At 69.2% G+C, this 21,743-nt stretch carries 22 protein-coding genes; 6 read left to right on the top strand and 16 right to left on the bottom strand.

Going from position 1 to position 21,743, the window contains the following annotated elements:
- Nucleotides 1–3: 3 nt before the first annotated feature.
- Nucleotides 4–1,326, top strand: coding sequence for a cyclopropane-fatty-acyl-phospholipid synthase family protein (locus ABL312_RS03885; RefSeq protein WP_349360061.1), 1,323 nt, complete (start codon nucleotides 4–6; stop codon nucleotides 1,324–1,326).
- 27 nt (nucleotides 1,327–1,353) lie between these two features.
- On the opposite strand, the gene ABL312_RS03880 is transcribed toward ABL312_RS03885, so the two are convergent.
- Both ABL312_RS03880 and ABL312_RS03875 read right to left on the bottom strand, forming a co-directional pair.
- Nucleotides 1,354–2,184, bottom strand: a complete 831-nt coding sequence (locus tag ABL312_RS03880; protein ID WP_349360060.1) for a hypothetical protein — start codon at nucleotides 2,182–2,184, stop codon at nucleotides 1,354–1,356.
- 84 nt (nucleotides 2,185–2,268) lie between these two features.
- A complete protein-coding gene (locus ABL312_RS03875) occupies nucleotides 2,269–2,481 on the bottom strand; it encodes a hypothetical protein (protein ID WP_349360059.1) in 213 nt (70 codons plus the stop codon).
- Nucleotides 2,482–2,912: 431 nt separating this feature from the next.
- Between ABL312_RS03875 and ABL312_RS03870 the strand changes: the two genes are divergently transcribed.
- The 3 genes from ABL312_RS03870 to ABL312_RS03860 all read left to right on the top strand — a co-directional run bounded on the left by ABL312_RS03870 (nucleotide 2,913) and on the right by ABL312_RS03860 (nucleotide 6,886).
- Entirely contained in the window at nucleotides 2,913–4,073 is a 1,161-nt protein-coding gene (locus ABL312_RS03870; protein WP_349360058.1) for a DUF2336 domain-containing protein, read from the top strand.
- 119 nt (nucleotides 4,074–4,192) lie between these two features.
- Nucleotides 4,193–5,170 (top strand): ABC transporter substrate-binding protein, encoded by a 978-nt coding sequence (locus tag ABL312_RS03865; protein WP_349361338.1) that lies wholly within the window; start codon nucleotides 4,193–4,195, stop codon nucleotides 5,168–5,170.
- A 3-nt stretch (nucleotides 5,171–5,173) separates the two neighbouring features.
- Entirely contained in the window at nucleotides 5,174–6,886 is a 1,713-nt protein-coding gene (locus ABL312_RS03860; RefSeq protein WP_349360057.1) for an iron ABC transporter permease, read from the top strand.
- Between the two features lie 50 nt (nucleotides 6,887–6,936).
- On the opposite strand, the gene ABL312_RS03855 is transcribed toward ABL312_RS03860, so the two are convergent.
- From ABL312_RS03855 to ABL312_RS03840, 4 genes are all read right to left on the bottom strand, one after another.
- Nucleotides 6,937–7,986 (bottom strand): ABC transporter ATP-binding protein, encoded by a 1,050-nt coding sequence (locus tag ABL312_RS03855; protein WP_349360056.1) that lies wholly within the window; start codon nucleotides 7,984–7,986, stop codon nucleotides 6,937–6,939.
- Between the two features lie 145 nt (nucleotides 7,987–8,131).
- The gene (locus ABL312_RS03850) at nucleotides 8,132–8,473 is read right to left on the bottom strand and encodes a DUF1491 family protein (protein ID WP_349360055.1); all 342 of its coding nucleotides are present in this window, start codon (nucleotides 8,471–8,473) and stop codon (nucleotides 8,132–8,134) included.
- A gap of 15 nt (nucleotides 8,474–8,488) precedes the next feature.
- Complete coding sequence (locus ABL312_RS03845; protein WP_349360054.1) at nucleotides 8,489–9,280, bottom strand: peptidoglycan-binding domain-containing protein; 792 nt, start codon at nucleotides 9,278–9,280, stop codon at nucleotides 8,489–8,491.
- An 11-nt stretch (nucleotides 9,281–9,291) separates the two neighbouring features.
- On the bottom strand, nucleotides 9,292–11,148 hold the full coding sequence (locus ABL312_RS03840; protein WP_349360053.1) for a PAS domain-containing sensor histidine kinase: 1,857 nt from the start codon (nucleotides 11,146–11,148) through the stop codon (nucleotides 9,292–9,294).
- 364 nt (nucleotides 11,149–11,512) lie between these two features.
- Between ABL312_RS03840 and ABL312_RS03835 the strand changes: the two genes are divergently transcribed.
- The gene (locus ABL312_RS03835) at nucleotides 11,513–11,995 is read left to right on the top strand and encodes a DUF5330 domain-containing protein (protein ID WP_349360052.1); all 483 of its coding nucleotides are present in this window, start codon (nucleotides 11,513–11,515) and stop codon (nucleotides 11,993–11,995) included.
- 219 nt (nucleotides 11,996–12,214) lie between these two features.
- Nucleotides 12,215–12,646, top strand: coding sequence for a SufE family protein (locus ABL312_RS03830; RefSeq protein WP_349360051.1), 432 nt, complete (start codon nucleotides 12,215–12,217; stop codon nucleotides 12,644–12,646).
- Nucleotides 12,647–12,670: 24 nt separating this feature from the next.
- Here the strand turns inward: ABL312_RS03830 and ABL312_RS03825 are convergent, their stop codons facing one another.
- The 10 genes from ABL312_RS03825 to ABL312_RS03780 form a co-directional block, all read right to left on the bottom strand.
- Nucleotides 12,671–13,483, bottom strand: a complete 813-nt coding sequence (locus tag ABL312_RS03825; protein WP_349361337.1) for a DUF6456 domain-containing protein — start codon at nucleotides 13,481–13,483, stop codon at nucleotides 12,671–12,673.
- 2 nt (nucleotides 13,484–13,485) lie between these two features.
- On the bottom strand, nucleotides 13,486–13,917 hold the full coding sequence (locus ABL312_RS03820; RefSeq protein ID WP_349360050.1) for a helix-turn-helix domain-containing protein: 432 nt from the start codon (nucleotides 13,915–13,917) through the stop codon (nucleotides 13,486–13,488).
- 1,105 nt (nucleotides 13,918–15,022) lie between these two features.
- Entirely contained in the window at nucleotides 15,023–15,439 is a 417-nt protein-coding gene (locus ABL312_RS03815) for a MucR family transcriptional regulator (protein ID WP_349360049.1), read from the bottom strand.
- 326 nt (nucleotides 15,440–15,765) lie between these two features.
- Nucleotides 15,766–16,101 (bottom strand): monovalent cation/H(+) antiporter subunit G, encoded by a 336-nt coding sequence (mnhG, locus tag ABL312_RS03810; RefSeq protein ID WP_349360048.1) that lies wholly within the window; start codon nucleotides 16,099–16,101, stop codon nucleotides 15,766–15,768.
- Entirely contained in the window at nucleotides 16,098–16,454 is a 357-nt protein-coding gene (locus ABL312_RS03805) for a cation:proton antiporter (protein ID WP_349360047.1), read from the bottom strand. Before ABL312_RS03805 ends, mnhG begins: the two co-directional genes overlap by 4 nt.
- Nucleotides 16,451–16,927 carry a Na+/H+ antiporter subunit E gene (locus ABL312_RS03800; RefSeq protein WP_349360046.1) on the bottom strand — a complete coding sequence of 159 codons (477 nt, stop codon included), beginning with the start codon at nucleotides 16,925–16,927 and terminating at the stop codon, nucleotides 16,451–16,453. Before ABL312_RS03800 ends, ABL312_RS03805 begins: the two co-directional genes overlap by 4 nt.
- Entirely contained in the window at nucleotides 16,924–18,513 is a 1,590-nt protein-coding gene (locus ABL312_RS03795; RefSeq protein ID WP_349360045.1) for a Na+/H+ antiporter subunit D, read from the bottom strand. Before ABL312_RS03795 ends, ABL312_RS03800 begins: the two co-directional genes overlap by 4 nt.
- 4 nt (nucleotides 18,514–18,517) lie before the next feature.
- Complete coding sequence (locus ABL312_RS03790) at nucleotides 18,518–18,895, bottom strand: Na+/H+ antiporter subunit C (RefSeq protein ID WP_349360044.1); 378 nt, start codon at nucleotides 18,893–18,895, stop codon at nucleotides 18,518–18,520.
- Nucleotides 18,895–19,314 (bottom strand): Na+/H+ antiporter subunit B, encoded by a 420-nt coding sequence (locus ABL312_RS03785; protein WP_349360043.1) that lies wholly within the window; start codon nucleotides 19,312–19,314, stop codon nucleotides 18,895–18,897. Before ABL312_RS03785 ends, ABL312_RS03790 begins: the two co-directional genes overlap by 1 nt.
- Nucleotides 19,311–21,710: a putative monovalent cation/H+ antiporter subunit A gene (locus ABL312_RS03780; RefSeq protein ID WP_349360042.1), complete on the bottom strand. Its 2,400-nt coding sequence runs from the start codon at nucleotides 21,708–21,710 to the stop codon at nucleotides 19,311–19,313. Before ABL312_RS03780 ends, ABL312_RS03785 begins: the two co-directional genes overlap by 4 nt.
- Nucleotides 21,711–21,743: the final 33 nt, after the last annotated feature.

Below are 21,743 nucleotides of genomic sequence, written 5' to 3'. Positions count from 1 at the left end.
CCCATGAGCGAACCGACGACCGGCCGGGACGCGAAAACGCTCGCGGCGACGCGGCATCTTCTCGGCCTCGTGCGGTCCGCGATGGACGCGCATTTCTCCGTGCGCCTGTGGGACGGTTCGATCGAACCGCTGGGGCAGACCGTCGTGCCGGATCTGATGCTCGAGATCAACGCGCCCGGCGTGTTGCCCTCGCTGCTGCGCCGGCCGTCGCTCGACCGCCTGATCCGCCACTACGCCCACGGTCACATCGACATCTCCGGCGGCACGCTCATCGACATCGGTCGTCCCTTCGCCATCGACCGGGCGGCGCGGCGGCGTCTGCGCAAGCTGGGCAAGGCCACGCTCGCCCGCGCCGCCTGGCCGCTCCTCACCGCGCCGGCCATCTCGCCGGACGCGACGCGCGGCTTTGCCGGCGCCGCCGACGGGCGGACGCGCCAGGGGGCGCGCGACAACAAGCGCTTCATCGGCTTTCACTACGATGTCGGCAACGACTTCTACCGCCTCTTCCTCGATCCGGAGATGCAATATTCCTGCGCCTGCTTCCCCTCCCCCGAGGCGACGCTGGAGGAAGCCCAGCAGACCAAGCTCGAGGTCACCTGCCGCAAGCTGCGGCTGACGCCCGGGGAGACGCTGCTCGACATCGGCTGCGGCTGGGGCGGCCTGCTGTGCCACGCCGTGCGCCACCATGGCGTCACCGGGCATGGCGTCACCCTGTCGGAAGAGCAACTCGCCTTCGCCCGCGCGAAGGCGCAAGCGCTCGGGATCGCCGACCGGGTGACCTTCGAACTCAAGGATTACCGCGATCTCACCGGTCAGTTCGACAAGATCGTGTCGGTGGGCATGTACGAGCACATCGGGCTCGACAACATCCCCGCCTATTTCGCGACCGTCCAGCGGCTGCTGGCGCCGAACGGGCTGTTCCTGAACCACGCGATCTCCCGGCGCGCGAAACGCCGACGGCGCCGGCTGATCAAGCGCCCAGAGCAACGCGCCCTGCAGAAGTACATCTTTCCCGGCGGCGAACTGGACGACATCGGCCACACGGTCGCGGAGATGGAGAAGGCCGGCTTCGAGGTGCAGGACGTGGAGAACTGGCGTCAGCACTACGAACGCACGACGCAGGTGTGGTGCGAGCGGCTGACGGCACGCCGCGCGGAGGCAGAAGCGCTGGCCGGTCCCGAGCTTTATCGCTTGTGGGTCGCCTATCTCGGCGGCTGCGCCCTTACCTTCCATCGCGGGTCGGCGCGCATCTATCAGACGCTTGCCGGAAAGACCGCGAAGGGACCGCCCGCCATTCCCCTGACACGCGCCGATCTCTACCGGTAGCGGGCGCCTCTCCGGCGCCGGTCCGCGCTACTTCTGCGGTGCGGCGCGCTCCGTGCCCCAGTTGGAATAGATGCGCGAGCGGCGCGGCGGCTCGCTCTGGCCGTAGCGGTTGTCGTCGTCGCAGCCCTTTTCCAGGCGGATGATCTCGGCCGCCAGACGCTTCCAGGCGGTGTTGGCGTCCCAGACCTTGTCGCTCGAGGGGGTCTCGATCTCCAGCGCGTCGATCGCCTGCCGATAGGAGACCAGCCGGTAGCGCAGCGCCTGGGCCGCCCAATCCGTGTAGCGGCGGTTTTCCCACACCCGCGCCTGGGCGCCGGCGAGTTCCTCCGCCGTCGACACCTTGCGCCGGCCGAGCGCGCGCAGGCGTTCCTGATCGGCCTTTTCCACCCGCATCACCACGCGGCAGAACGGATCGACGAGGGCGGCGTCCGCCGTCACATCGGCGATGACCCGGTCGTAGCGCACTTCGCTGGAGGCGTAGCGGTCGGAGCGCAGATAGGCATAGTAGCGGTTCGCATCCGCGCTTCCGCCGGTCTCGGGCAGGATGCGGGTGCGCATCAGCTCGGTGCGGCTGCCCTCGATCCAGTCCTTGGAGGACGGCGGGCGGATCAGCGTCCAGCCCCGGTCGCGCAGCTCGCGTTCGTCGTCGGTGAGATTGAAGCGCGACACCGGCTCGCCGCGCCGTGTCGCCAGTTCGGCCCCCGCTTGCGGCATCAGCCTGTCGTGAACGACGGAAGGGGCGGCGCGCCCGAAATCGCCCGTCGGCCGCTGACAGGCCGCGAGCGCAAGTCCGACGCAGGCCAGGGCGACCGCCGTGCGGCACCGATGCGCCGCGCATCGCCTCGATGTGGTCGTCACTCCCCCGCCTTTCCGCTCGCGGGCCTTGCCGCCGGGCGCATCCCGCCCGGCTTCAGCGTGCGTCCATGTCGGCACGCATCCGTGTCAGAGCGTGCGTCCGGTGTCCCGATCCGCGCCGCGTTGCGGATCGCCCGAACTGTTGCGCCCGATTCGTGCGGCGAGATCAAGCGCATGCCGCTCCATGCGCACGCCGGGAAAGAGAATAATCTCGCCGCAGTCCGCTCCGCTGCGCGGTGCCCGACGCTCGACAGAGCGCGCCGGGCGTGCTGTGGCATCGAAAGTCAGCACAGTGCCCATGGCATCCTCCATGCGCCCCGGCGCAGGATCGCGTGCCGTGTCCGGGGCCGGCGGCCGGCCGCTCATCGCCCTGCCGCAAGGTCAGTAGGCGCGAGTCAGGGTTAACAAGCTGTTAAGAGCGCCTTGCGGCAATGCAATTTGCAAGCGAGCCTGAGGGGGTGCGGAGATCCCTGCGGCGCAGGCGGCCGTGCGCGGCCAACATGTTTAACAGCTCGCTAATTCTTTTCTGAGACTTTGAACCGGTCGGGCGGTCTTCAGGCCGCGCGACGCCCGTGGTCCGACGGCGCGGCCGTCCCTGTTCAGCGTCTCCGTTTCCGACCGTGTCGACACCCGTGAAGAGCCCCACCGATCCGCGCAAGGACCCTCGCACGCCGGCCGACGGCGGGGCGTCGGCGTCCAGACCCTCCGGCGTTTTGCCGATGGAGGGGGTCGTGGATCTGCCCTATGAGGGCGGGCGCACCCGCAAGGCCCATGTGCTGCTCGCCGCGACGGAGCTCTATGTGGCGGCCTCCGCGCATACGCCGCGCGAACGCCAGCAGTTCGAGGAGCTGTTCCGCCAGTTGCTGCGCGACACGCCCGTGCCCCATCGCCGGATCATCGCACGCCTGCTCGCGCCCTATCCGCATGCGCCGAACGGCTGCCTGGCGCTGCTCGCCTTCGACCCGGACCCGGAAGTGTCGGCCGCCGCGCTGGCCACGCCGCAACCCATCGCCGAGGCCTCGCTCGTCAACCGCGTGACGCGTGGGCCCGAGACCGTGCGCGCCGTGATCGCCGACCGCCGGCCGCTGCCGGCGCGGGTTGTGACGGCCCTCTTCGCGCAAGCGGCCCCCGACACCCTGCGCGCGCTGCTCGCCCGCGACGATATCGCCCCCGACGACGACGCCCTCGCCGCGCTCATCACGCGCGCGGAGGTGCTCGAGGCGGTGGCCCCGGATCTCGCGCGGCGCAAGGCGCTGTCCGCGCCGCTGCTCTTTCGTTTGTTTCTGGCGCTCGACGCCGCTGGGCGCATGGAAGCGATCGCGGCGGCCGAGGCGCGCACCCTGTCGGAACTGGCCCGCAAGGGCGATCCGCGCATCCTTGCCGCGCATTTCAAGCCCGACGTGCTGAAGTCCCTGGTCGAGGCCGCGCTGTCGGGGGGGCGGGCCGCCTTCGCGGCCCACCTCGCCTATACGCTCGATCTGCCGGCCGATGTGGCCGCCGGCATTCTCGACGACGCGGGCGGCGAGGCCATCGTCGCCTGCCTGCGCGCGCTGGGTACGAGCGACGCCGACACGGGCCGCATCCTGGTGCGCCTGTTCGGCGAGACGCTGCCGCTGGAGCGCATGCGCGATCTCCTGCGCCTGCATGCCGCGATCACCCCGCGCGCCGCCATGCTGCTGGTGAACGGCCTGCGGGCGGATCTCGCCGATCTCGCCCCGCGCGCCGAGACCGGCGACGAGACGAACGCCGAAACGACCGCCCCCTCCCGGACCGCGACCCACCGACCTTTGCAAGACGGGATCGCTCACGCGGAGCGCCGCCGGGGCGAGGCGGAGACCGCGCCCGCGCCGGCCCGCCGTTCGCTGCCTTCGGGTCGCCGCACCGCCGGCTGATTTGCCGCGATACGTCTTTCCCCGTAGAAATCGTCGAAGCCGCACAACAAACTGTTACATGGCGTTGGTAAGGCGCGTCATCGCCCGCGCCGCGGGCCGCGACCCATGGGGAGACGATGATGAAGACCAGACTTCTGGCCACGCTGCTGGCCGCCACCCTCGCGACGCCGGCGCTTGCCGACGTTTCCGGCAAGCTCGTCCTCTACACCTCGCAGCCGAACGCCGACGCCCAGCAGACGGTGGATGCCTTCGTCGCGAAACACCCGGACGTCGAGGTCGAGTGGGTGCGCGACGGCACCACCAAGATCATGGCGAAGCTGCGCGCCGAATTCGCCGCCGGCAATCCCCAGCCCGACGTGCTGCTCATCGCCGACATGGTCACCATGGAAGGCCTGAAGCAGGAAGGCCGACTGATGGCCCATGAGGCCGCCGACGTCTCGGCCTACGATCCGGCGATCATGGACGCCGACAAGACCTATTTCTCGACCAAGCTGATCACCACCGGCATCGTCTACAACACCAGCGCCGAGATGATCCCGACCTCCTACAAGGACCTTCTGAAGCCGGAGGCGAAGGACCGCATCGCCATGCCCTCGCCGCTCACCTCGGGAGCGGCGACCATCCACATGGCCGCGATCACCGGCCATCCCGATCTCGGCTGGGACTACTACGAAGGCCTCGCCGACCAGGGGGCCAATCCGCAGGGCGGCAACGGCGGCACCTATCGCGCCGTCGCCGGCGGCGAGAAGCTCTACGGCTTCGTCGTCGACTTCCTGCCGATCCGCGGCGCGGCGGACGGGGCGCCGGTCGCCTTCGTCTTCCCCGAGGAAGGCGTGTCGGCGGTGACCGAGCCGGCCGCGATCCTCTCCACCGCGCGGAACCCGGACGCGGCCAAGGCCTTCATCGACTTCCTTCTGTCGGCCGAGGGGCAGCAGCTTGCCGCGGATCAGGGCTATCTGCCCGCCCACCCGGACATCGCGCCGCCGGCCGGCTTCCCGGATCGCGCGGACATCAAGCTGCTCGACTTCGACCCGGCCAAGGCGCTGGAGGAAGACGCCGCCAACAAGATGACCTTCGAAGAGATCTTCGGCGGATAATCCGTGTTCGCACCGCTTCGCGCGTTTCGCGGCGGCGAGGGCCTGTCCCTTGCCGCCGTTTGCGTCGTCGTCACGCTGTTTTGCGGGCTGCCGCTCGCGCTTCTGTTCGCCGTCGGGCTTGCGCCCGAAGGCACGCTTACGCTCGCGCCCCTCATGGAGACGGCCGACAGCCGCTCCGTGCAGCGCGCGCTCTGGAATTCGCTGGAAAGCAGCTTCCTGTCGGCGCTGGTGGCCACCGTGGTCGGCACGGTGCTTGCGCTCGGCATCGGATTGACGAACGTCCGCGCCAAGGGCGCGCTGGTCTTTCTGATCCTCATCCCGATGATGATCCCGCCGCATGTGACGGCGATCGCCTGGAGCCAGGCGCTCGGGCCGGCAAGCCCCGTGCTGCAATGGCTCGGCCTCGCCCCGCCGCCGGGCAGCGCCCATCCGGTCTATTCGCTGCCCGGGCTGGTGGCGCTTCTGTCGCTGCAGCACATGCCCATCGTGTTTCTCGTGGTCCGCGCCGCGCTGCGGGCCTTTCCGCGCGAGTTGAGCGACGCCGCGCGGGTGTGCGGCGCACGCGCCCCGCGCCTGCTCCTGCGCATCACCCTGCCGCTGCTCGCGCCCGCGCTTGTCGCCGGCTTCATGCTCGCCTTCGTCAGCGCGCTCGGCAATTTCGGCATCAATGCGCTGATCGGCATTCCGGCGCGCTACACCACGCTGCCCGTGCTGATCTGGCGCCGGCTCGCCGGCTTCGGTCCGGACGTGATCGGCAACGTCGCGCTGATCTCGGTGATCCTCGCGCTGGTGACGCTGGTGCTCATCGCGCTTCAGTTTCTGGTGCAATCGCGCATGCGCAATGCCCTTGTCGGCCTGCCGCAGCAGCCGCTGGCCGTCGATCTGGGCCGGATGCGCCCGCTCGCGGAGGCCGGCCTGTGGGGCTTCATTGCGCTCGCGCTTGTGCTTCCGGCCGCCTCGCTGCTCGCCACCGCGCTGGTGCGCACCTACGGCCTGCCGCTCGCCGCCGACACGTTCACGCTGGCGAATTTCGCGGAAATCCTGTTCCGCCAGTCCGTCACGCTGCGCGCCTTCGCCAACTCCACGCTGATCGCCGGCATCGCCGCCGTGCTGATCGCCGGCCTGTCGATCCTGCTCGGCTATTTCCTCGTGGTGCGGCGCGGGGCCGCGCAGCGTATCGCCGGTGCGCTCGCCGCCCAGGCCGATGTCGCCTACGCGGTGCCGGGCCTCGTCATGTCGATCGCCTTCATCCTGATGTTCCTGCGCCCGCTGCCGGGTCTCGGCGTCAGCCTCTACGGCACGCTCGTCATCATCCTGATCGCCTATGTCGGCGTGTTTCTCGCCATCGGGCTGAAGTCGGTGACGGCGGCCTATGTGCAGATCGACGGCTCGCTCGACGATGCCGCCCGCGTCAGCGGCGCGGGCTTCGCCCGCCGTCTCACCCGCATCTATGCGCCGCTGGTGGCGCCGGCGGCGGCCTCGGGCGCGATCCTGGTGTTTCTCACCGCCTACAACGAGGTCACCGTGTCGGCGCTGCTGTGGTCGGCGGGAAACGAAACCATCGGCACGACGATCTTCAATTACGAGGATGGCGGCTACACGACGCTCGCCGCCGCCATGTCGAGCGTCACGGTGGTGGCGACGGTGGTGGTGATGATCGCGGTCAATGCGCTCGCCCGCCACGTGCCGCCCGGAACCATTCCCTGGCGGGACTGACGGTCATGGCCGAGGGCTGCTGCGCATCGTGCCCGCCGGGCACCCCCGCGTCAGTCCTGCGGCAGCACCCAGCCGCCGGTGAGCGCGACGGGCACCCGCTCGCCGGGCGCGACACGGCCGCGCGCATGCGCAACCAGCGGGGCGCTCACGCCCTCCACGTCGAGGTCCACCTCCCAGAAGCCGCCGCGATAGGTCGCCCGCGCCACCGTGCCCCGCACCGCCTCCGCCTCGCCCGAAAGCCGCACATCCTCGGGCCGCAGGACGAGACGCCCCGGACCGGCGGGCGTGCCGGGCGCAAGGTCGGCGACCAGCGAAAACGGCCCGCAGGTCACATTGCCCGATGCACCGTCCGTTGACTCGATCCGCGCGTCGACCAGCGCCGAGCGGCCGATGAAGCGGGCGACGCGTTCGCTCGCGGGACGGCGATAGAGCGCTTCGGGACTGTCCGCCTGCAGCAGCCTGCCCTCCCACAGCAGCGCGATGCGGTCGGCAAGCGCCATGGCCTCGCGCTGATCGTGGGTGATGTAGAGCGTGGTGGCGCCGTTCGCCCGGTGAAAGGCGGCCAGTTCCTCTTCCATCGCCTGGCGCAGATGCGGATCGAGGTTGGCGAGCGGCTCATCCATCAGGATCGTCGTCGCGGCCTGGGCGAGACAGCGCGCCAGGGCGACGCGCTGGCGCTGGCCGCCCGAAAGCGAGGCCGGCTTGCGGGTTGCAAACCCGGCGAGACCGACCGTCTCGAGGCTCGTGTCCACGCGCCGCCGGCGCTCTTCCGCGGGCAGGCCGGCCGTTTCCACCGGAAACGCCACATTGTCGCGCACGCTCATGTGCGGCCACAGCGCATAGGACTGAAACACCACGCCGACATTGCGCGCTTCCGGCGGCACGTGATGGCGGGGGCTTGCGACCGTTTCGCCGCCGATGGCGATTTCGCCCGCGTCCAGCGTCTCGAGGCCGGCGATCAGCCGGAGCAGGGTCGACTTGCCGCAGCCCGAGGGCCCGAGCACCACGAAGAAGCTCCCCGGGTCGATCTCCACCGACACATTGTCCAGCGCGGTATGCGGGCCGAACCGCTTGGTGAGGGCGCGAATGGAAACCGACATGGCGGGCGGTCATCTCCCGGTGGCTGATGCGGCAGGCGAGCGGAGGATCGCCCGGCGCCGCGAGCATATGGAAAGGAGCGCGGACTATGAAAAGCCTATGTGACCGGCCGGTGACAAGCATGGGGTTGGGGCAGCGCCGGCGGCGTCAGTCGTCCGCGACGTCCCAGAAGATGCGCCCCTCGCGGTCCTCGATCTCGACGATCCAGATATCCGGGTCCATGCGCCGTTCGGAGGCGATCACCGCGTCGACGGCCTCGCGCGCGGCCTCGCTCAGGCGCCGCTCGAACATGCGCGCGCCGGAGGTTTCCTCGTCGAAGACCGATTGCGGCGCGGGCGTGTAGAGGTCGTTGCGCCCGTCGCGGCGGTCGACGATCAGGAAGATCGCGCCGGCCTCGCGCGCCCCCCGTGCCAGCACCGTTGCATAGGCGCCTTCCGCGAAACAGCGGCGCACCAGGGCCGAGACGAAGAAATCCGATGTGACGCGCATCCCGGTCCCCCTGGCCTATCGCGGCAAGGGGCGCCCGAGCACCCGTTCGATCTCGCGCTCCAGCTCGGCATCCGCCTCGCCGGTGATCGCCATGCCCCGGTCGAGCTCGAAGCGGCGGATCGCACTGGCGGTCTGGCTGCCCATCAGCCCGTCGATGTCGATGGGACCGTAGCCGAGGTCGGCGAGCGCCTTTTGCACGCGGGCGAGGCGTGCATCTCTTTGGACGGACGCCGTGGCCCCGCCCTGCGTGCCGGCAACCGGAGCGGGCGGCACGGGCGCGGACGCGGCGCCGGTTGCCTCCGGCGCGCGCGGCGGGATCGGCGGCCCGGAGGGTTCGGCCGTCGTCCCGCCGGTGTCCATCGCCAGTCGGGCGAGCAGCGCGGTGTCGACGAGCCCGGTCTCGGGCAGGCCGCGCGTGCGCTGATAGGCCCGCACGCCGCGCTCGGTCGCCGGGCCCTTCAGCCCGTCGAGCGTGCCTTCGTAGAGCCCGAGGCGCCGCAGTTCGACCTGCACGTCGCGCACCAGCCGCTGGCGCTCCAGCTCCGCCGGGCTCGGCTCCACAACCGGCGCCTCGCTGGCGACCGGCTGGGGTGCCTCGCGGGTCGCGACCAGCGGGGCGGGATGCCGCGCACTCTGGAACAGCGTCGCATTGGCGACGATCAGAAAGCCGGTGAGCGCCATCACCAGCCAGCCGCCGGCGGCGACGGGGTTGTCGAGCGCGGAGGAACCGGACCCGGACGGGTCCAGCGCCTCCTCGAGGCCGGGACGGGGGTCGGATGAACGCGGCTGGTGCCGGGAGCGGCGCATGGACATCTCCGTCACGCGATCCGCTGGAGCGGGGTGGTGCCGTCCTCGGCCGACACGGGCGCGGCGGCGGCCCCGGCGGTCTGGTCCAGAACGGCGACCTTCGCCGGTGCGTTTGCGGCGCGCGCGGGCAGGAACACGCTCGCGCAGGTGCCTTCGTTCGGACGGCTGTCGAGCGTCAGCCGCCCGCCGTGCAGTTCGGCGAGCCCCTTCACCACGGCAAGACCCAGACCGATCCCCTCGTGCGAGCGCGCCAGACCGGTGCTTGCCTGCACGAAGGGTTCGGTCACGCGCGCCACGTCCTCGGCCGACATGCCGATGCCCGTGTCGCGCACACCGAAGGCCAGCCCGCCGTTCTCGCGACGGGCGAACAACACGATGCGCCCGCCCTCCGGCGTGAATTTCACGGCATTCGCCACCAGATTCAGCACGATCTGCCGGCAGGCGCGGCTGTCGCCGACGAACAGGCCGAGATCCTGCGGGATGTCGGTCGACAGGCGGACGCCGGCGCGGTCGGCCTCGGGCACCATCATCCGCCGGCAACCGTCGAGGCAGGCCCGCGCATCGAACGGCTCCGCCACCAGACGAACCTGATCCGCCTCGATGCGGGCCATGTCCAGCATGTCGTTGACCACCTGCAGAAGATGCGCCCCGGAGGCATGCATCAGTTCGGCGTACTCGCGGGTTTTCGCGAGTTCCGGGGTCGCGTCCGGGGCCTGCGCGCCGGTCTGGCGCAGCAGGTCGGAGAAGCCGAGGATCGCGTTGAGCGGGGTGCGCAGTTCATGGCTGACGGTCGCCAGGAAGCGCGAGCGGGCCTCTTCCGCGGCGGCCGCGCGGGCAAGCGCGGCATCGCGTTCGGCCTCGAGCGCGCGGACCGGTTCCAGATCCCGCAGCACCGAGACGACCGCACCGGCCTTCCCGTCATGTTGTCCGCCCTCGCGCAGGATCGACAGGCCGAGCGTGCGGTAGCCGGCGATGCCGGCCTCTCCGGGGCGCGTGTCGCCCGTGCGCAGGCGCAGGGCGATGTCGCGCGCCACCCCGTCGGCGGCCGTATCGGAGAGCGCCTTCAGAAAGAGCGGACGGTCGGCCACATGCAGCCGGGCGAAGAACCCCTCGCCGATCAGGGCCTCGGGCGACAGACCGGTGACGGTGCGCGCGTTCGGCGTCAGCGTCACGATGCGCCCGCCCTCGCCGTGTTCGGCCACGGCCTGTCCGCCGTGGGCTGCAAGACGCGCCTGACGCGCCCGGGCCGTGTCCGTCTGACGCTGCGCGGCCCGCAGCTCCGTCACCAGTCGCAGGGCCAGCAGGGTCGCCAGCGCGAGACCGAGTGCCAGCGCAAGGGTTTCGACGGAGAGCCACCCGGCGACCTGCGCGGTCGGGGCGGGCGCACCGACGCCAAGAAGCGACGGCAGCCAGAGCCCGGCGCCAAGGGCAAGGCACCAGACGAGCACGCCGGCGACCGCACGCCGGCTCGACGTGAAGGCGGCCTCGAGCGGCGCCAGCAGCAGCAGCGGCAGCACCGGCGAGGCCGGCCCGCCGGAGAGCGCGGCGAGCCCGGCGAAGAAGGTCGCCGACAGCACGGCGGCGATCGTCTGCGCGCGGGCCAGTTCGCCCGAGCGCGACACCATCATGGCGAGCGGGATCTGCGATGTCGCCCAGGCGAACACCAGCGCCAGCGGCAGCGGCGCCGGGCCGTGCAGCGCAAGCACCATCGGCAGCGCGGCGAGCGCCAGGGCGCCCCCGGCGAGATGGCCGACGATGAAGGCGCGCTGACGGCGGAACTGGGCGGCGTCCTGCGCCACCGAGGAATGGACCAGCGCATCGACACTTGCGTTGAGGTGCCGCAGCAGGTCCGCGAAAACTGACATCATGATTTGGTCCCGGCCCTCAGGCCGCCTGGTTCCCGGTCTTGTCCGCAATGGTGGCGGGAACGGCTTAAGGAACCATGAAACCACCGCTTTTCGCGCCGCGCGCGTCGGCTCGGGGGACGGGCGGACCGGGCCAGACACCGCCTAACCGGGCCTGTTCCGGGCGGTAAACGCGATTGCTAAAATTCGAGACGATTTTTCCGAAAAGTCGAGTCGACCTTTATGAAAATGCCCGTTTGCCGCGCAACCGCATCTTCGCACGCCTCGTCTAGGATGCCTTTCATAACGGATCGCGGCGACCCGTTCCGGGCGACCGCGGCCGACGACAAGAACGACCTGAACGAACGTACTGACGAGGGCGGCGACCATGTTCTTTCTGCTGAGAAGCGCATTCTGGATCGGCCTGGTTCTTCTGCTTCTGCCGATCGACACCGGCTCGGACACCGAGCAGACATCCCCGGGCGTGTCCCCGGTCGCGGCCTTCGTCGCGGCGCAATCCACGCTGAGCGACCTCAGCGGCTTTTGCGAGCGCAATCCCGAGACCTGCGCGACGGGCGGCCAGGCGATCGCCCAGATCGGCGCGCGGGCCAAGGTCAGCGCTCAGGCGCTTTATGAGTTCATCGACGAGCATGACGACGGGCAGACCCCCGGCGCCGCGACTCAAGCGCCCTCAGGAGACGGCCTGACGACCGGCGCGACCGGGACGCTGACGCCCGCCGACCTGGAGCCGGAATGGGCGCTGGAGTTGCCCGAGACCATGCCCTCGGCAAGCCGGCCTGTCACCGAGCCCGCGCCGGGCGCAGCGGCGGTCCCGCACCCCAAGCCGCGCTCGGGCGCACCCAGCGTCTGAGCCATCCGCGATTTCCTTTACCGGCGCCTGCACACTCCAAGACCTCAGCGCCTTCCTTGGCGGTTCGTCCCGCCACCCGCCGGCGATCTGCTGCCCTGATCGCCGGCGGCTTTTCTCTTCTCCCGCCGCCCGCCGACCGCGGGAACGGTTTCCTCCGGCCGCGCGAGCCCCTATATAGGCGGGCACGCCCCTATCCGTCCGCGAGCAAGACCAGGTGTCATGATCCCAGCGCTTTCCGAAATCCTCGACAACTTCGAGTTCCTCGACGAGTGGGACGACCGGTATCGCTACGTGATCGAACTGGGCCGGATGCTTCCGGAGTTTCCCGAGGACGCACGCACCGAGGACAACAAGGTGCGCGGCTGCGTCTCGCAGGTGTGGCTGACCAAACACGTCGAGCCCGATGCCGACGGCGCGCCGCATCTCGTCTACCAGGGCGACAGCGACGCGCACATCGTCAAGGGTCTGGTGGCCATCGTGCTCGCCACCTACTCCGGCAAGACCGCCAGCGAGATCGTCGAGACCGACATCGACGCGGTGTTCCAGCGCATCGGCCTCAAGGAACACCTCACGCCGCAGCGCGCCAACGGGCTGAAGGCCATGGTGGAGAAGATCCGCGCCGACGCGCGCTCGGCGCTCGCCGCCGCCTGAAATCCAACTGAGCCGCCCCTGCGCCTACCGCGCCGGGCCGTCCAGACCGTAATGCCGGGCGAGCCGGGTCAGCGCGAGCGCAAGCACCACCTTGCCCGTGCGCGGCGGCCAGCCGCGCGCCTTCTCGCAGTGCTCCAGACCGCGCAACTCGCAACACACGTCGATCAGAATGCCGGCAAGCTCCGGACCGACGGCGGCCAGCGCCCGTTCCACCCGCACACGCGCCGCGATCCCCGCGTCGGTCAGATCGGCCAGTCCGCCGCCCGGCCCCGTGCCGCGCCCGGCCCCGCCGGTCATCAACCCCTGCCAGGAAGGCCGGGCCAGATCCGGTCCGATGCGACCGAAGGTGACATCGGCGCGCAGCCGCTCGCCGGCCTCGAACTGCGCCGCATCGAGAAGCGGCTTGCCATCGCGACCCTTGCGGGTGCGCAGCCAGGCGAGCGGGCTTTCGCTCGTGTTGACGGTGAGTGTCCGGTCCGTCCCGCCCGACTCCGCATGCCGGGCCTCGGCCCAGGTCTGGTGCTGCCGGCGATACCCGTCCTCGCCTCCGGCCTTGCGGGCAAGTCGCGCCCGGCCGAGATCCGAAAGCGCCAGCGCGCCGTCCCCGCTGCGCTCCAGAAGCTGGGCGCGATGCGCGCGCCGCAGCACGGCGGGCGCGACCTCGACAGGGCGCAGGGAAGAGTCGGCACTCCCCTGCGGCGCAAGGGCGAGGATGGCCCCGTCCGCGCGCGGCTTTCCGGCTTGCGGAGACCAGCGCGGGGCACGCGCCAGCCGCGCCAGCAGACGGTCGAGATCGCGCTCGCGCGCCGCCTGCGGTTTCGCCCTGTCCCCCGGCATCGTCACGCGTCCCCCTCCTCGCCGCTCAGATGGGCAAGTCCGGCGCCGATCGCGCGCTCCAGCGAGAGGATCAGCGCGTCGAAGGCCGCGTCGTCCCGCCGGTCTTCCACCGTCTGGCAGGCATGGGAGACCGTCGTGCGGTCGCGCGCGAAACAATGCGCCACCGAGCTCAGGCTTTGCCGCAACACCACATGGTGCAGATACATCGCCACCTGACGCGCCAGCGCGATCCGCGCCGGGCCCCGGGTGGGGCGGAAGATCTCCTCGTGAGACACCCGGAACACCGACATCACGCAGGCGGTCACCAGAAGATTGACCCCGCGCGGATCAATCCCGCCCGCGGCCTGATCCTGCCGACGCCCCCCCGCGCCGTGCCCGGCAGGCATCCCGCCCGCCGGTCCCTGTCCGCTCTTTTCGACCTGTGACACAAACATATCCTGCTCCATGAACTCCTGCTCCCCGAACAATCATAGGTTTTTATTCCTATATCATTACGCGGATGAGATGCGCCCGGGGATAAGTCGTGCAGGCGCTCCTTTCGATTTTTCACAAGTCGGCTGCAGTTATCCGCGAGGGGCGTCCACGGCGGTATCCTTGGCTGCGCCGCGCGGTCCGCGCCGCTGGTCCGCGCCACAGAGAGAGATGCGCCGCGACACTGATGCCGACCGCACAGGCGTCGACTGCACAGGCGCCGACCGCACGGGCGCCGCAACAAGGGCCGGGGGCCCTGCGGGTCCTTCCCCCGCCCCGATTACCGGAACCGCCGCCATGTCCCCTGTTTCACCCGAGAGGGTCCAGTCCGCCGACACCGCACGGGCAAGTCTCATGGGACCGGCTCCGGACGTCCCGCACAGAGGCTGGCACAGAGGCTGGCACAGAGGTCGGGTCAAAGGCCGGCACGGCGGCGGGACGGGGGTCTGTCCCTTTTCCGCCCCCTGCCCGCATGGAGCCGGACGGCGCGATGCCTGCGACGCGCTTTTCCAGCGCCTCCACGCAAGGCTGCGGTGGCCCGCAGGCGCTTTCGGGGGGACTGCCGCAAGTCTTGGCGATGTCGGACATGCGGCGCGCCGCGCGCCCTTCGGCGATCAGTCGGGCGGCGCAACGGCGGATAGCCCTGCGCCGGACACGGCGGACGCCGCAGCCTGGCTGCGCGGGGCGCTCGCTGTGGCGCGCCACCATGCCCGCGACGGCTCCTGGCTGCACGATCCGAACCGTCTGGCGGCGCTCGCCCAGCTAAACGCCATGGCACGCTGTCTGGCAGCCCGCGACCGGCGCCCCTGACCTCGCCGCCTGTGACCTTGCCGCCTGTGACCTCGCCGCCTGTGACCTCGCCGCCGTTGCCACGCCGCCGGTCCCGGCCGCGCCGCGACGGCCCCTGTGGCAAGACCTGCCCGAGCCGCCCGGCACACAGGTCCCGGAATCAGCCCCCCGGACGCTGGGCAAAGTCCGCGACACGGGCAAAATCCGCGCTCCGGATACGACAAAGCCGCCGTGAGGGTCACGGCGGCTTTGCTGTCGGAGCGCGAAAATCGCGTCTGATTACTTGGTGCGCTTGCGCTGCTGGCCGAGGCCCATCTTCTTGGCGAGCTCGGAGCGGGCCGCCGCATAGTTCGGAGCCACCATCGGGTAATCCGGCGCAAGACCCCACTTCTCGCGGTATTCTTCCGGAGACATGTCGTAATGCGTGCGCAGATGGCGCTTCAGCGACTTGAACTTCTTTCCGTCCTCGAGACAGATGATGTAGTCCGGCGTCACCGACTTCTTGATCGGCACGGCCGGCTTCAGCGGCTCCGGCTCCGGCTCGACGGCCGCGGTGCTGGTGCGATGCAGAGCGCTGTACACCTCGTTGATAAGTCCCGCGAGGTCGGTCGAGGCAACGGTGTTGTTGGAGACATACGCCGAGACGATGTCCGCGGTCAGATCGATAAGGTTGTCGTCGGCGACCGTTTCAGTCATTTTCCACCCACTAGTTACGACGGAACACATCGGTAATAGATCGACGATTGAGCCTGCCCAAATGCGCAAAACGTACTTGTCGGATATTGCCGCCAAATGGGTTCTGACTGTGATTCTGTCGTCAGATCAGCATGTATTCCCTATATATCGCCGTCTATGAGACGACAAGCAAAAACTTCAGTGAATTCGACCTTATCGATTATAATCCCGCACGAAATCGGGAACGTTTCGTAGTTTAGCGCCCCGCGTAACAAAGCAGACCCCTAATAACCTGCGGGCGTAAGCCGACCGGTAACGGGCGCAAACCGGACGCGGCGCACAGTGGCTCACCCGTCGCGTTTCGGCATTTCGTCGATCTTGGTGTCAGCGCAGGGGCGATATCCCGCCTCGAAGGCGGCCTTCGCCAGAAGATGCGCGGCGATCGGCGCTGTCAGCAGGAAGAACACGACCCCGGCGAAGGCGCGGGTGATCACATCGATCTGATGCGCGTGCACCGCCAGGGCGATGAGCATGAGGCCGGAGCCGAGCGTTCCCGCCTTGGAGCCGGCATGCATGCGCATGTAGACGTCCTTCAGCCGCAGCAGACCGAGCGAGGCGATCAGCGCGAAGATCGAGCCCACCACGAGCACGATCCCGACGGCGATTTCGAACAGCGGCGTCATTGGCCCGCCTCCCTTCTGGCGATGGTCTCGTTGACTTCGTCCACGATGGTCGGATCCTTGGCCACGCCGCGGTTGAGCACGAAGCGGGCGAAGGCCACCGTCGCCAGGAAGCCCACCAGGCCGAGCGCGATGGCGATGTCGACATAGAGGTAATAGTCGGTCTTCACGCCGATGGCCGCGATGAAACCGATGCCCACCGCCACCAGCATGTCGAGCGCCACCACCCGGTCGGGCAGCGTCGGACCGCGCACGATCCGCACCACGATCAGGAGGAAGGCGACCGTGAGGATCGCCAGCGAGATGTTCACGCAGGCCTCGAGGAACTGCGTCGAGAAGGCGGCCATGCCACTCATCGGAAGGCCTCCAGGATCTTGCGTTCGAACCCGTTCTTGATGTCGTCGATGGTGCCTTGCGGATCGGGCACGTCGATGCAGTGCACATAGAGGTGCTTGCGGTCCTCCGACACGTCGACGGAGAGCGTGCCCGGCGTCAGCGTGATCAGGTTCGCCAGCATGGTGATCTCGAAGTCGCGGTCGACCGTCAGCGGATAGGCGATGATGCCCGGCTGCAACTCGATCTTCGGCCTGAGCACGATCCCCGCGACGCGCAAGGCCGAAAGCACCAACTCGTAGAGGAAGGTGAAGGCAAGGTCCACGATCTGCCAGGCGCGCGTGAGGTAGCTGCGGGTGCCGACCTGTTCGCGGATGATGTAGAGCGCCCCCGCCCCCAGCACGAAGCCGAAGGCGAGATTGACCGCCGCGAAACTGCCGGTCACCGCGCCCCAGGCGAGCGCCAGCAGGATGTTGATCAGAAAGAGACTTGTCATTGCACCGTGTCTCCGAAGACCGACCGCAGATAGCCCGTCGCATCGCTCAGCCCCGCGCCGCCCCGGCCCGAGATCTGCATCATGAACTCGGGCTGCAGGCCGATCAGCACCACAAGCCCGAGCAGCAGCCCGAGCGGCAGCCAGACGTTCGCCCCGACCGTGCCCGGCGCCGGCGCGGCGAGCGCCGTCATCTGGCCGTCGGCCGTGCCTTCCGGCCCGCCGCGCCAGAAGGCGTAGATCCACACCCGCCCGACCGCGATGGTGGTGAGCAGACCCGTCAGGAGGATCGCCGCCGCGATCCAGCCGTGCCCGCCGACCAGCGCGGCATCGACGAGGATCACCTTCGGCCAGAAGCCGGAAAAGGGCGGCAGTCCGGCGACCGCGAAGCCGAGCATCAGGAAGACGCCGGCGAACGCCGGGCTCGCGCGGTAGAGCCCGCCGAGCTCGCGCAGCGAATAGGAGCCGCCGAGCGCGCGCATCATGCCGGCGGCCATGTAGAGCGCCGTCATCACCAGGATCGAATGCACGGCGTAGAAGATCGCGCCGGACAGCGCCGGCGTGGTGCCGATCGCCAGACCCGCCAGCATCGAGCCGATGCCGGAGATCACCAGATAGCCGAGCAGCCGGCGCACGTCCGTCTGCGCCAGCGCGCCGAGCACGCCGGTCAGCATGGTGGCGATGGCGACCACCGCGATCAGGTCGTCGAGCGCAAGGCGGGCATCGGGCAGAATGATGCCGAAGATGCGCAGCAGCGCATAGACGCCGACCTTGGTCAGCAGGCCCGCGAAGACCGCCGCGATCACGATGCGCGGCGTGTGATAGGAGGCCGGCAGCCAGAAGTTGACCGGAAAGGCCGCCGCCTTCATCGCGAAGGCCATGAAGTAGAGCACCGCGACCGTCATCAGCGGCCCGTCCGCCTCCACGGCGCGCACCTTGATCGCGATGTCGGCCATGTTGAGCGTGCCGACGATGCCGTAGAGCAGGCCGGTCGCGATCAGGAACAGGGTCGTCGCGATGATGTTGAGGATCGCGTATTTGACCGCGCCGTCGAGCTGCGCGCGTTCGTTGCCGAGGATCAGCAGGCCGAAGGACGAGATCAGCAGCACCTCGAACCAGACGTAGAGGTTGAAGATGTCCCCGGTCAGGAAGGCGCCGCAGACGCCGGTCAGCAGCAGCAGCAGGAAGGGATAAAAGCCGTAGCGCCGGCCGGAATGATCGACGTCGCTGATGCCGTAGACGGCGGCGGCAAGCGCGACGATGGAGGACGTGAAAGCGAGCGTCGCGCCCAGCGCATCCACCGTGAAGGCAATGCCGAAGGGCGGCAGCCAGCCGCCGGCGACCAGTGTGATCACGCCCTTGTCGAGCACCCGCGCGAGCAGCCCGCCACAGGCCAGCACCAGCAAAACCAGGAAGATGATCGCGATTTTGGGCTGCGACTGCGTGTTCTTGCGCGCCATCAGGCAGAGCGCGCCGCCCAGAAGCGTGATCAGCAGCGGCGCGACCAGGAGCCAGTCACCCGGCAGGACCGGGTCCATGCGCATGGCCTGCGCATAGTCCACGGCAACGGCGGAATCGGGAGCGGCCATGCGATCAGTACCCCTGTGGCGGCGCGGTTTCGCCGGTCGGCTCGGCAACCCGCATCTCGTTGGTGTCGTCCGTGCCCAGCTCCTGATAGGCGCGGAAGGCCAGCACCAGGAGGAAGGCGAAGAGCGAGAAGGAAATCACGATGGCCGTGAGGATCAGCGCCTGGGGCAGCGGGTTGGCGATGGTCTCCTGCGGCACCTGATAGGCCTCCGGGATCACCGGCGGCACGCCGCGCAGCAGTCGGCCCGAGGCGAAGATCAGCAGATTGACCGCGTTGGACAGGATCGCGATGCCGAGCAGGACGCGGACGATCTGCCGCGACATCAGCAGATAGATCGAGATCGCGAAGAACAGCCCGATCAGAATGGCGAGCGCGGCTTCCATCAGTCGCTCTCCCTTTCTTCCAGCGCCAGGGCGATGGAGGTGATCGAGCCGACCACCACCATGTAGACGCCGATATCGAAGAACAGCGGCGTCGACAGCGGGATCTCCACGCCGAAGGCGCTGACGTACCACCACTGGCTGGTCATATAGGGCTGCTGGGTGAACAGCGACGGCAGCCCGGCCACCCCGCCGAGAAACAGGCCGATGGCGGAGATCGTCATCGGGTGCAGGGTGATCGCGCGGCGCACCGCCGCCACGCCGCAGGCGATGCCATAGATCGCGAAGGCCGAGGCCGCGATCAGCCCGCCGATGAAGCCGCCGCCGGGCTCGTTGTGGCCGCGCAGCAGCACGAAGATGGAGAACAGCACCATCAGCGCGGCCAGATAGGGCGCGATGGTGCGGAAGATGATCGTTCTCATGCGCGCACCTCCTCGGGCGTCGTCTTGGGCGCGGCCTCATCCGGCGTTTCGGGATCCGGCTCCGTCCGCGCCGCCGACCCCTTCGGCCGCACCCGGATGAGGGCGAGCACGCACAGGCCGGCCAGCATCACCACGGCGATCTCGCCGAAGGTGTCGAACCCGCGGAAGTCCACCAGGATCACGTTCACGATGTTGCGCCCGTGGGCGATGGTGCGGCTGTAGGCCTCGAAGAAGTCGGACAGCGAGCGGTCGAAGGGAAACTGCGTGATGCGGATCAACAACGCGGCAAAGCCGATGCCGATCGCCGCCGAGATTCCGCCGTGCAGCACCCGGTAGCCCATCGGACGATGGTCGCGCGGCTGCAGGTTGAGCCGGGTCATCACCAGCGCCAGGATCACCACCGACAGGGTCTCGACCATGAACTGCGTGAAGGAAAGATCCGGCGCGCCGAACAGCATGAAGATCAGCGCGACGGCAAATCCCTGGATGCCGAGCGACACGATGGCCGTGAGCCGCGTGCGGGCGATCAGCACCGCGACCAGGCCGATCGCCGCGATCCCCAGCACGCCCCACTCGTAGAAGCGGAAGTCGGGCATGGAAATCGTCGTCGGCCAGTTGCCGGTCACCGTCAGCGGAACGATCAGCGCGGCCGCGGCGATCAGGAAGGTGAGCGTCATATAGACGTCCATCCGCCCCGTCTGGAGCACGCGGGTCACCGCCGTGGCGCCGCGCACGATGCCGGAGATCACCTGGTCGAAGCCCTTGTCCGGCCCCCAGCCGATGGCCGAGAGCACCCCGGCCATGCCGGCACGCAGCGCGTCGAGCTTGAGATAGAAGACGATGCCGAGCGCCACCGTCAGCACCGAAAGGATCAACGCCGCGCCGATGTACCCGGGGATGAGATGCACATCGACCGTGCTCGTCGTCCCCATGATGGAGGTAACGACGGGCGCGACCAGCAGCACGCCGGTGGAATGCGCGAGAAGCGCGGTCACGAGCCCCGTCACCGACAGCGCCACCGGGCCGGCGAAGAGCAGCACCGGGCCTTCATGCGCGTGGTTCGGCGTCTCGACCCTGGCGCCGAGGAACGGGCGGATCACGACGGCGGCGGCGATCACCAGCATCAGCGCGTTGCCGATCACGGCCGTGGCCGTCAGCGCGTAATGCGCGCCGCCCTCGCCCCAGATCCCGGCGTAGAGATATTCCTTGGCGATGAAACCGACGAAGGGCGGCAGGCCGGACATGGAGAGTGCCGCGAAACAGGCCGCCAGGAAGGTGATCGGCATGGCCGAGCGCAAGCCGCCGAGCCGCGTGATGTCGCGCGTGCCGGTCTCGTGGTCGATGGTGCCGGCCACCATGAAGAGCGCGCCCTTGAACAGCGAATGGGCGAGCAGATAGAGCGCCGCGCCCTCGATCGCCTTTTCCCAGCTGGTGCCGGTCAGCATGACGAGCAGACCGAGCGAGGCGACGGTCGTATAGGCGAGCATCAGCTTCAGGTCGGTCTGGCGCACGGCGAGCAGCGTGCCGACGATCAGCGTCGCCCCGCCGAACAGGGGCAGGATCGTCGTCCACAGCATGGTGTCGCCGAGCACGGGATGCATGCGCATCAGCAGATAGACGCCCGCCTTCACCATGGTCGCGGAATGCAGGAAGGCGGAGACCGGCGTCGGCGCCTCCATGGCGTTGGGCAGCCAGAAGTGGAAGGGAAACTGCGCCGACTTGGTGAAGGCGCCACCAAGGATCAGCACCAGGATCAGCGCGTAGAGGCCGTGTTCGCGCAGCGTGTCGCCGCTGGCCAGCACCGCCGACATGTTGGCCTCGCCCGTCACCGCCATGATCAGCAGGAAGCCGGCGAGCAGCGACAGGCCGCCGCCGCCGGTCACCACCAGCGCCTGGATCGCGGCGCGGCGCGAGGCGGCGCGCAGATGGTCGAAGCCGATCAGCAGGAAGGAGGTGATCGAGGTCAGCTCCCAGAAGACGAAGAGCGTGATCAGGTCGTTGCCGAGCACGAGCCCGAGCATGGCGCCCATGAACAGGAAGAGGAACGAGAAGAACCGCCCCTGATGGACGTGACCCTTGAGGTAGCCGCCGGCATAGAGAATGATGAAGGTGCCAATGCCGGAGATGAGCAGCGCGAAGAGCGTCGACAGGCCGTCGATGTAGAACGAGAAGGTGACGCCATAGGCCGGTGCCCAGTCGACCGCCGGGGTGAAGGTCTGCCCCTCGGCGACGGGCGCCACGAGGCCGGCGAAGAAGACGAAGACGGCGGCCGGAACGATGGCCAGCGGCCAGGCGGCGTTGTGCCCCATCGCGCGCGTCAGCGCCGGGGCGAGGATCGCGGCCGCAAACGGCGCCAATACGGCGATGAACGTCGCCTCGGGTCCAAAGAGCGGCATGGCTCCCCCAGAAAGATGAACCGGCCGGACGAC

The organism is Stappia sp., assembly GCF_040110915.1.
Taxonomy (GTDB): domain Bacteria; phylum Pseudomonadota; class Alphaproteobacteria; order Rhizobiales; family Stappiaceae; genus Stappia.
Note: the sequence above shows the minus strand (reverse complement) of the source record. Positions and strands in the feature narration are given on the sequence as shown.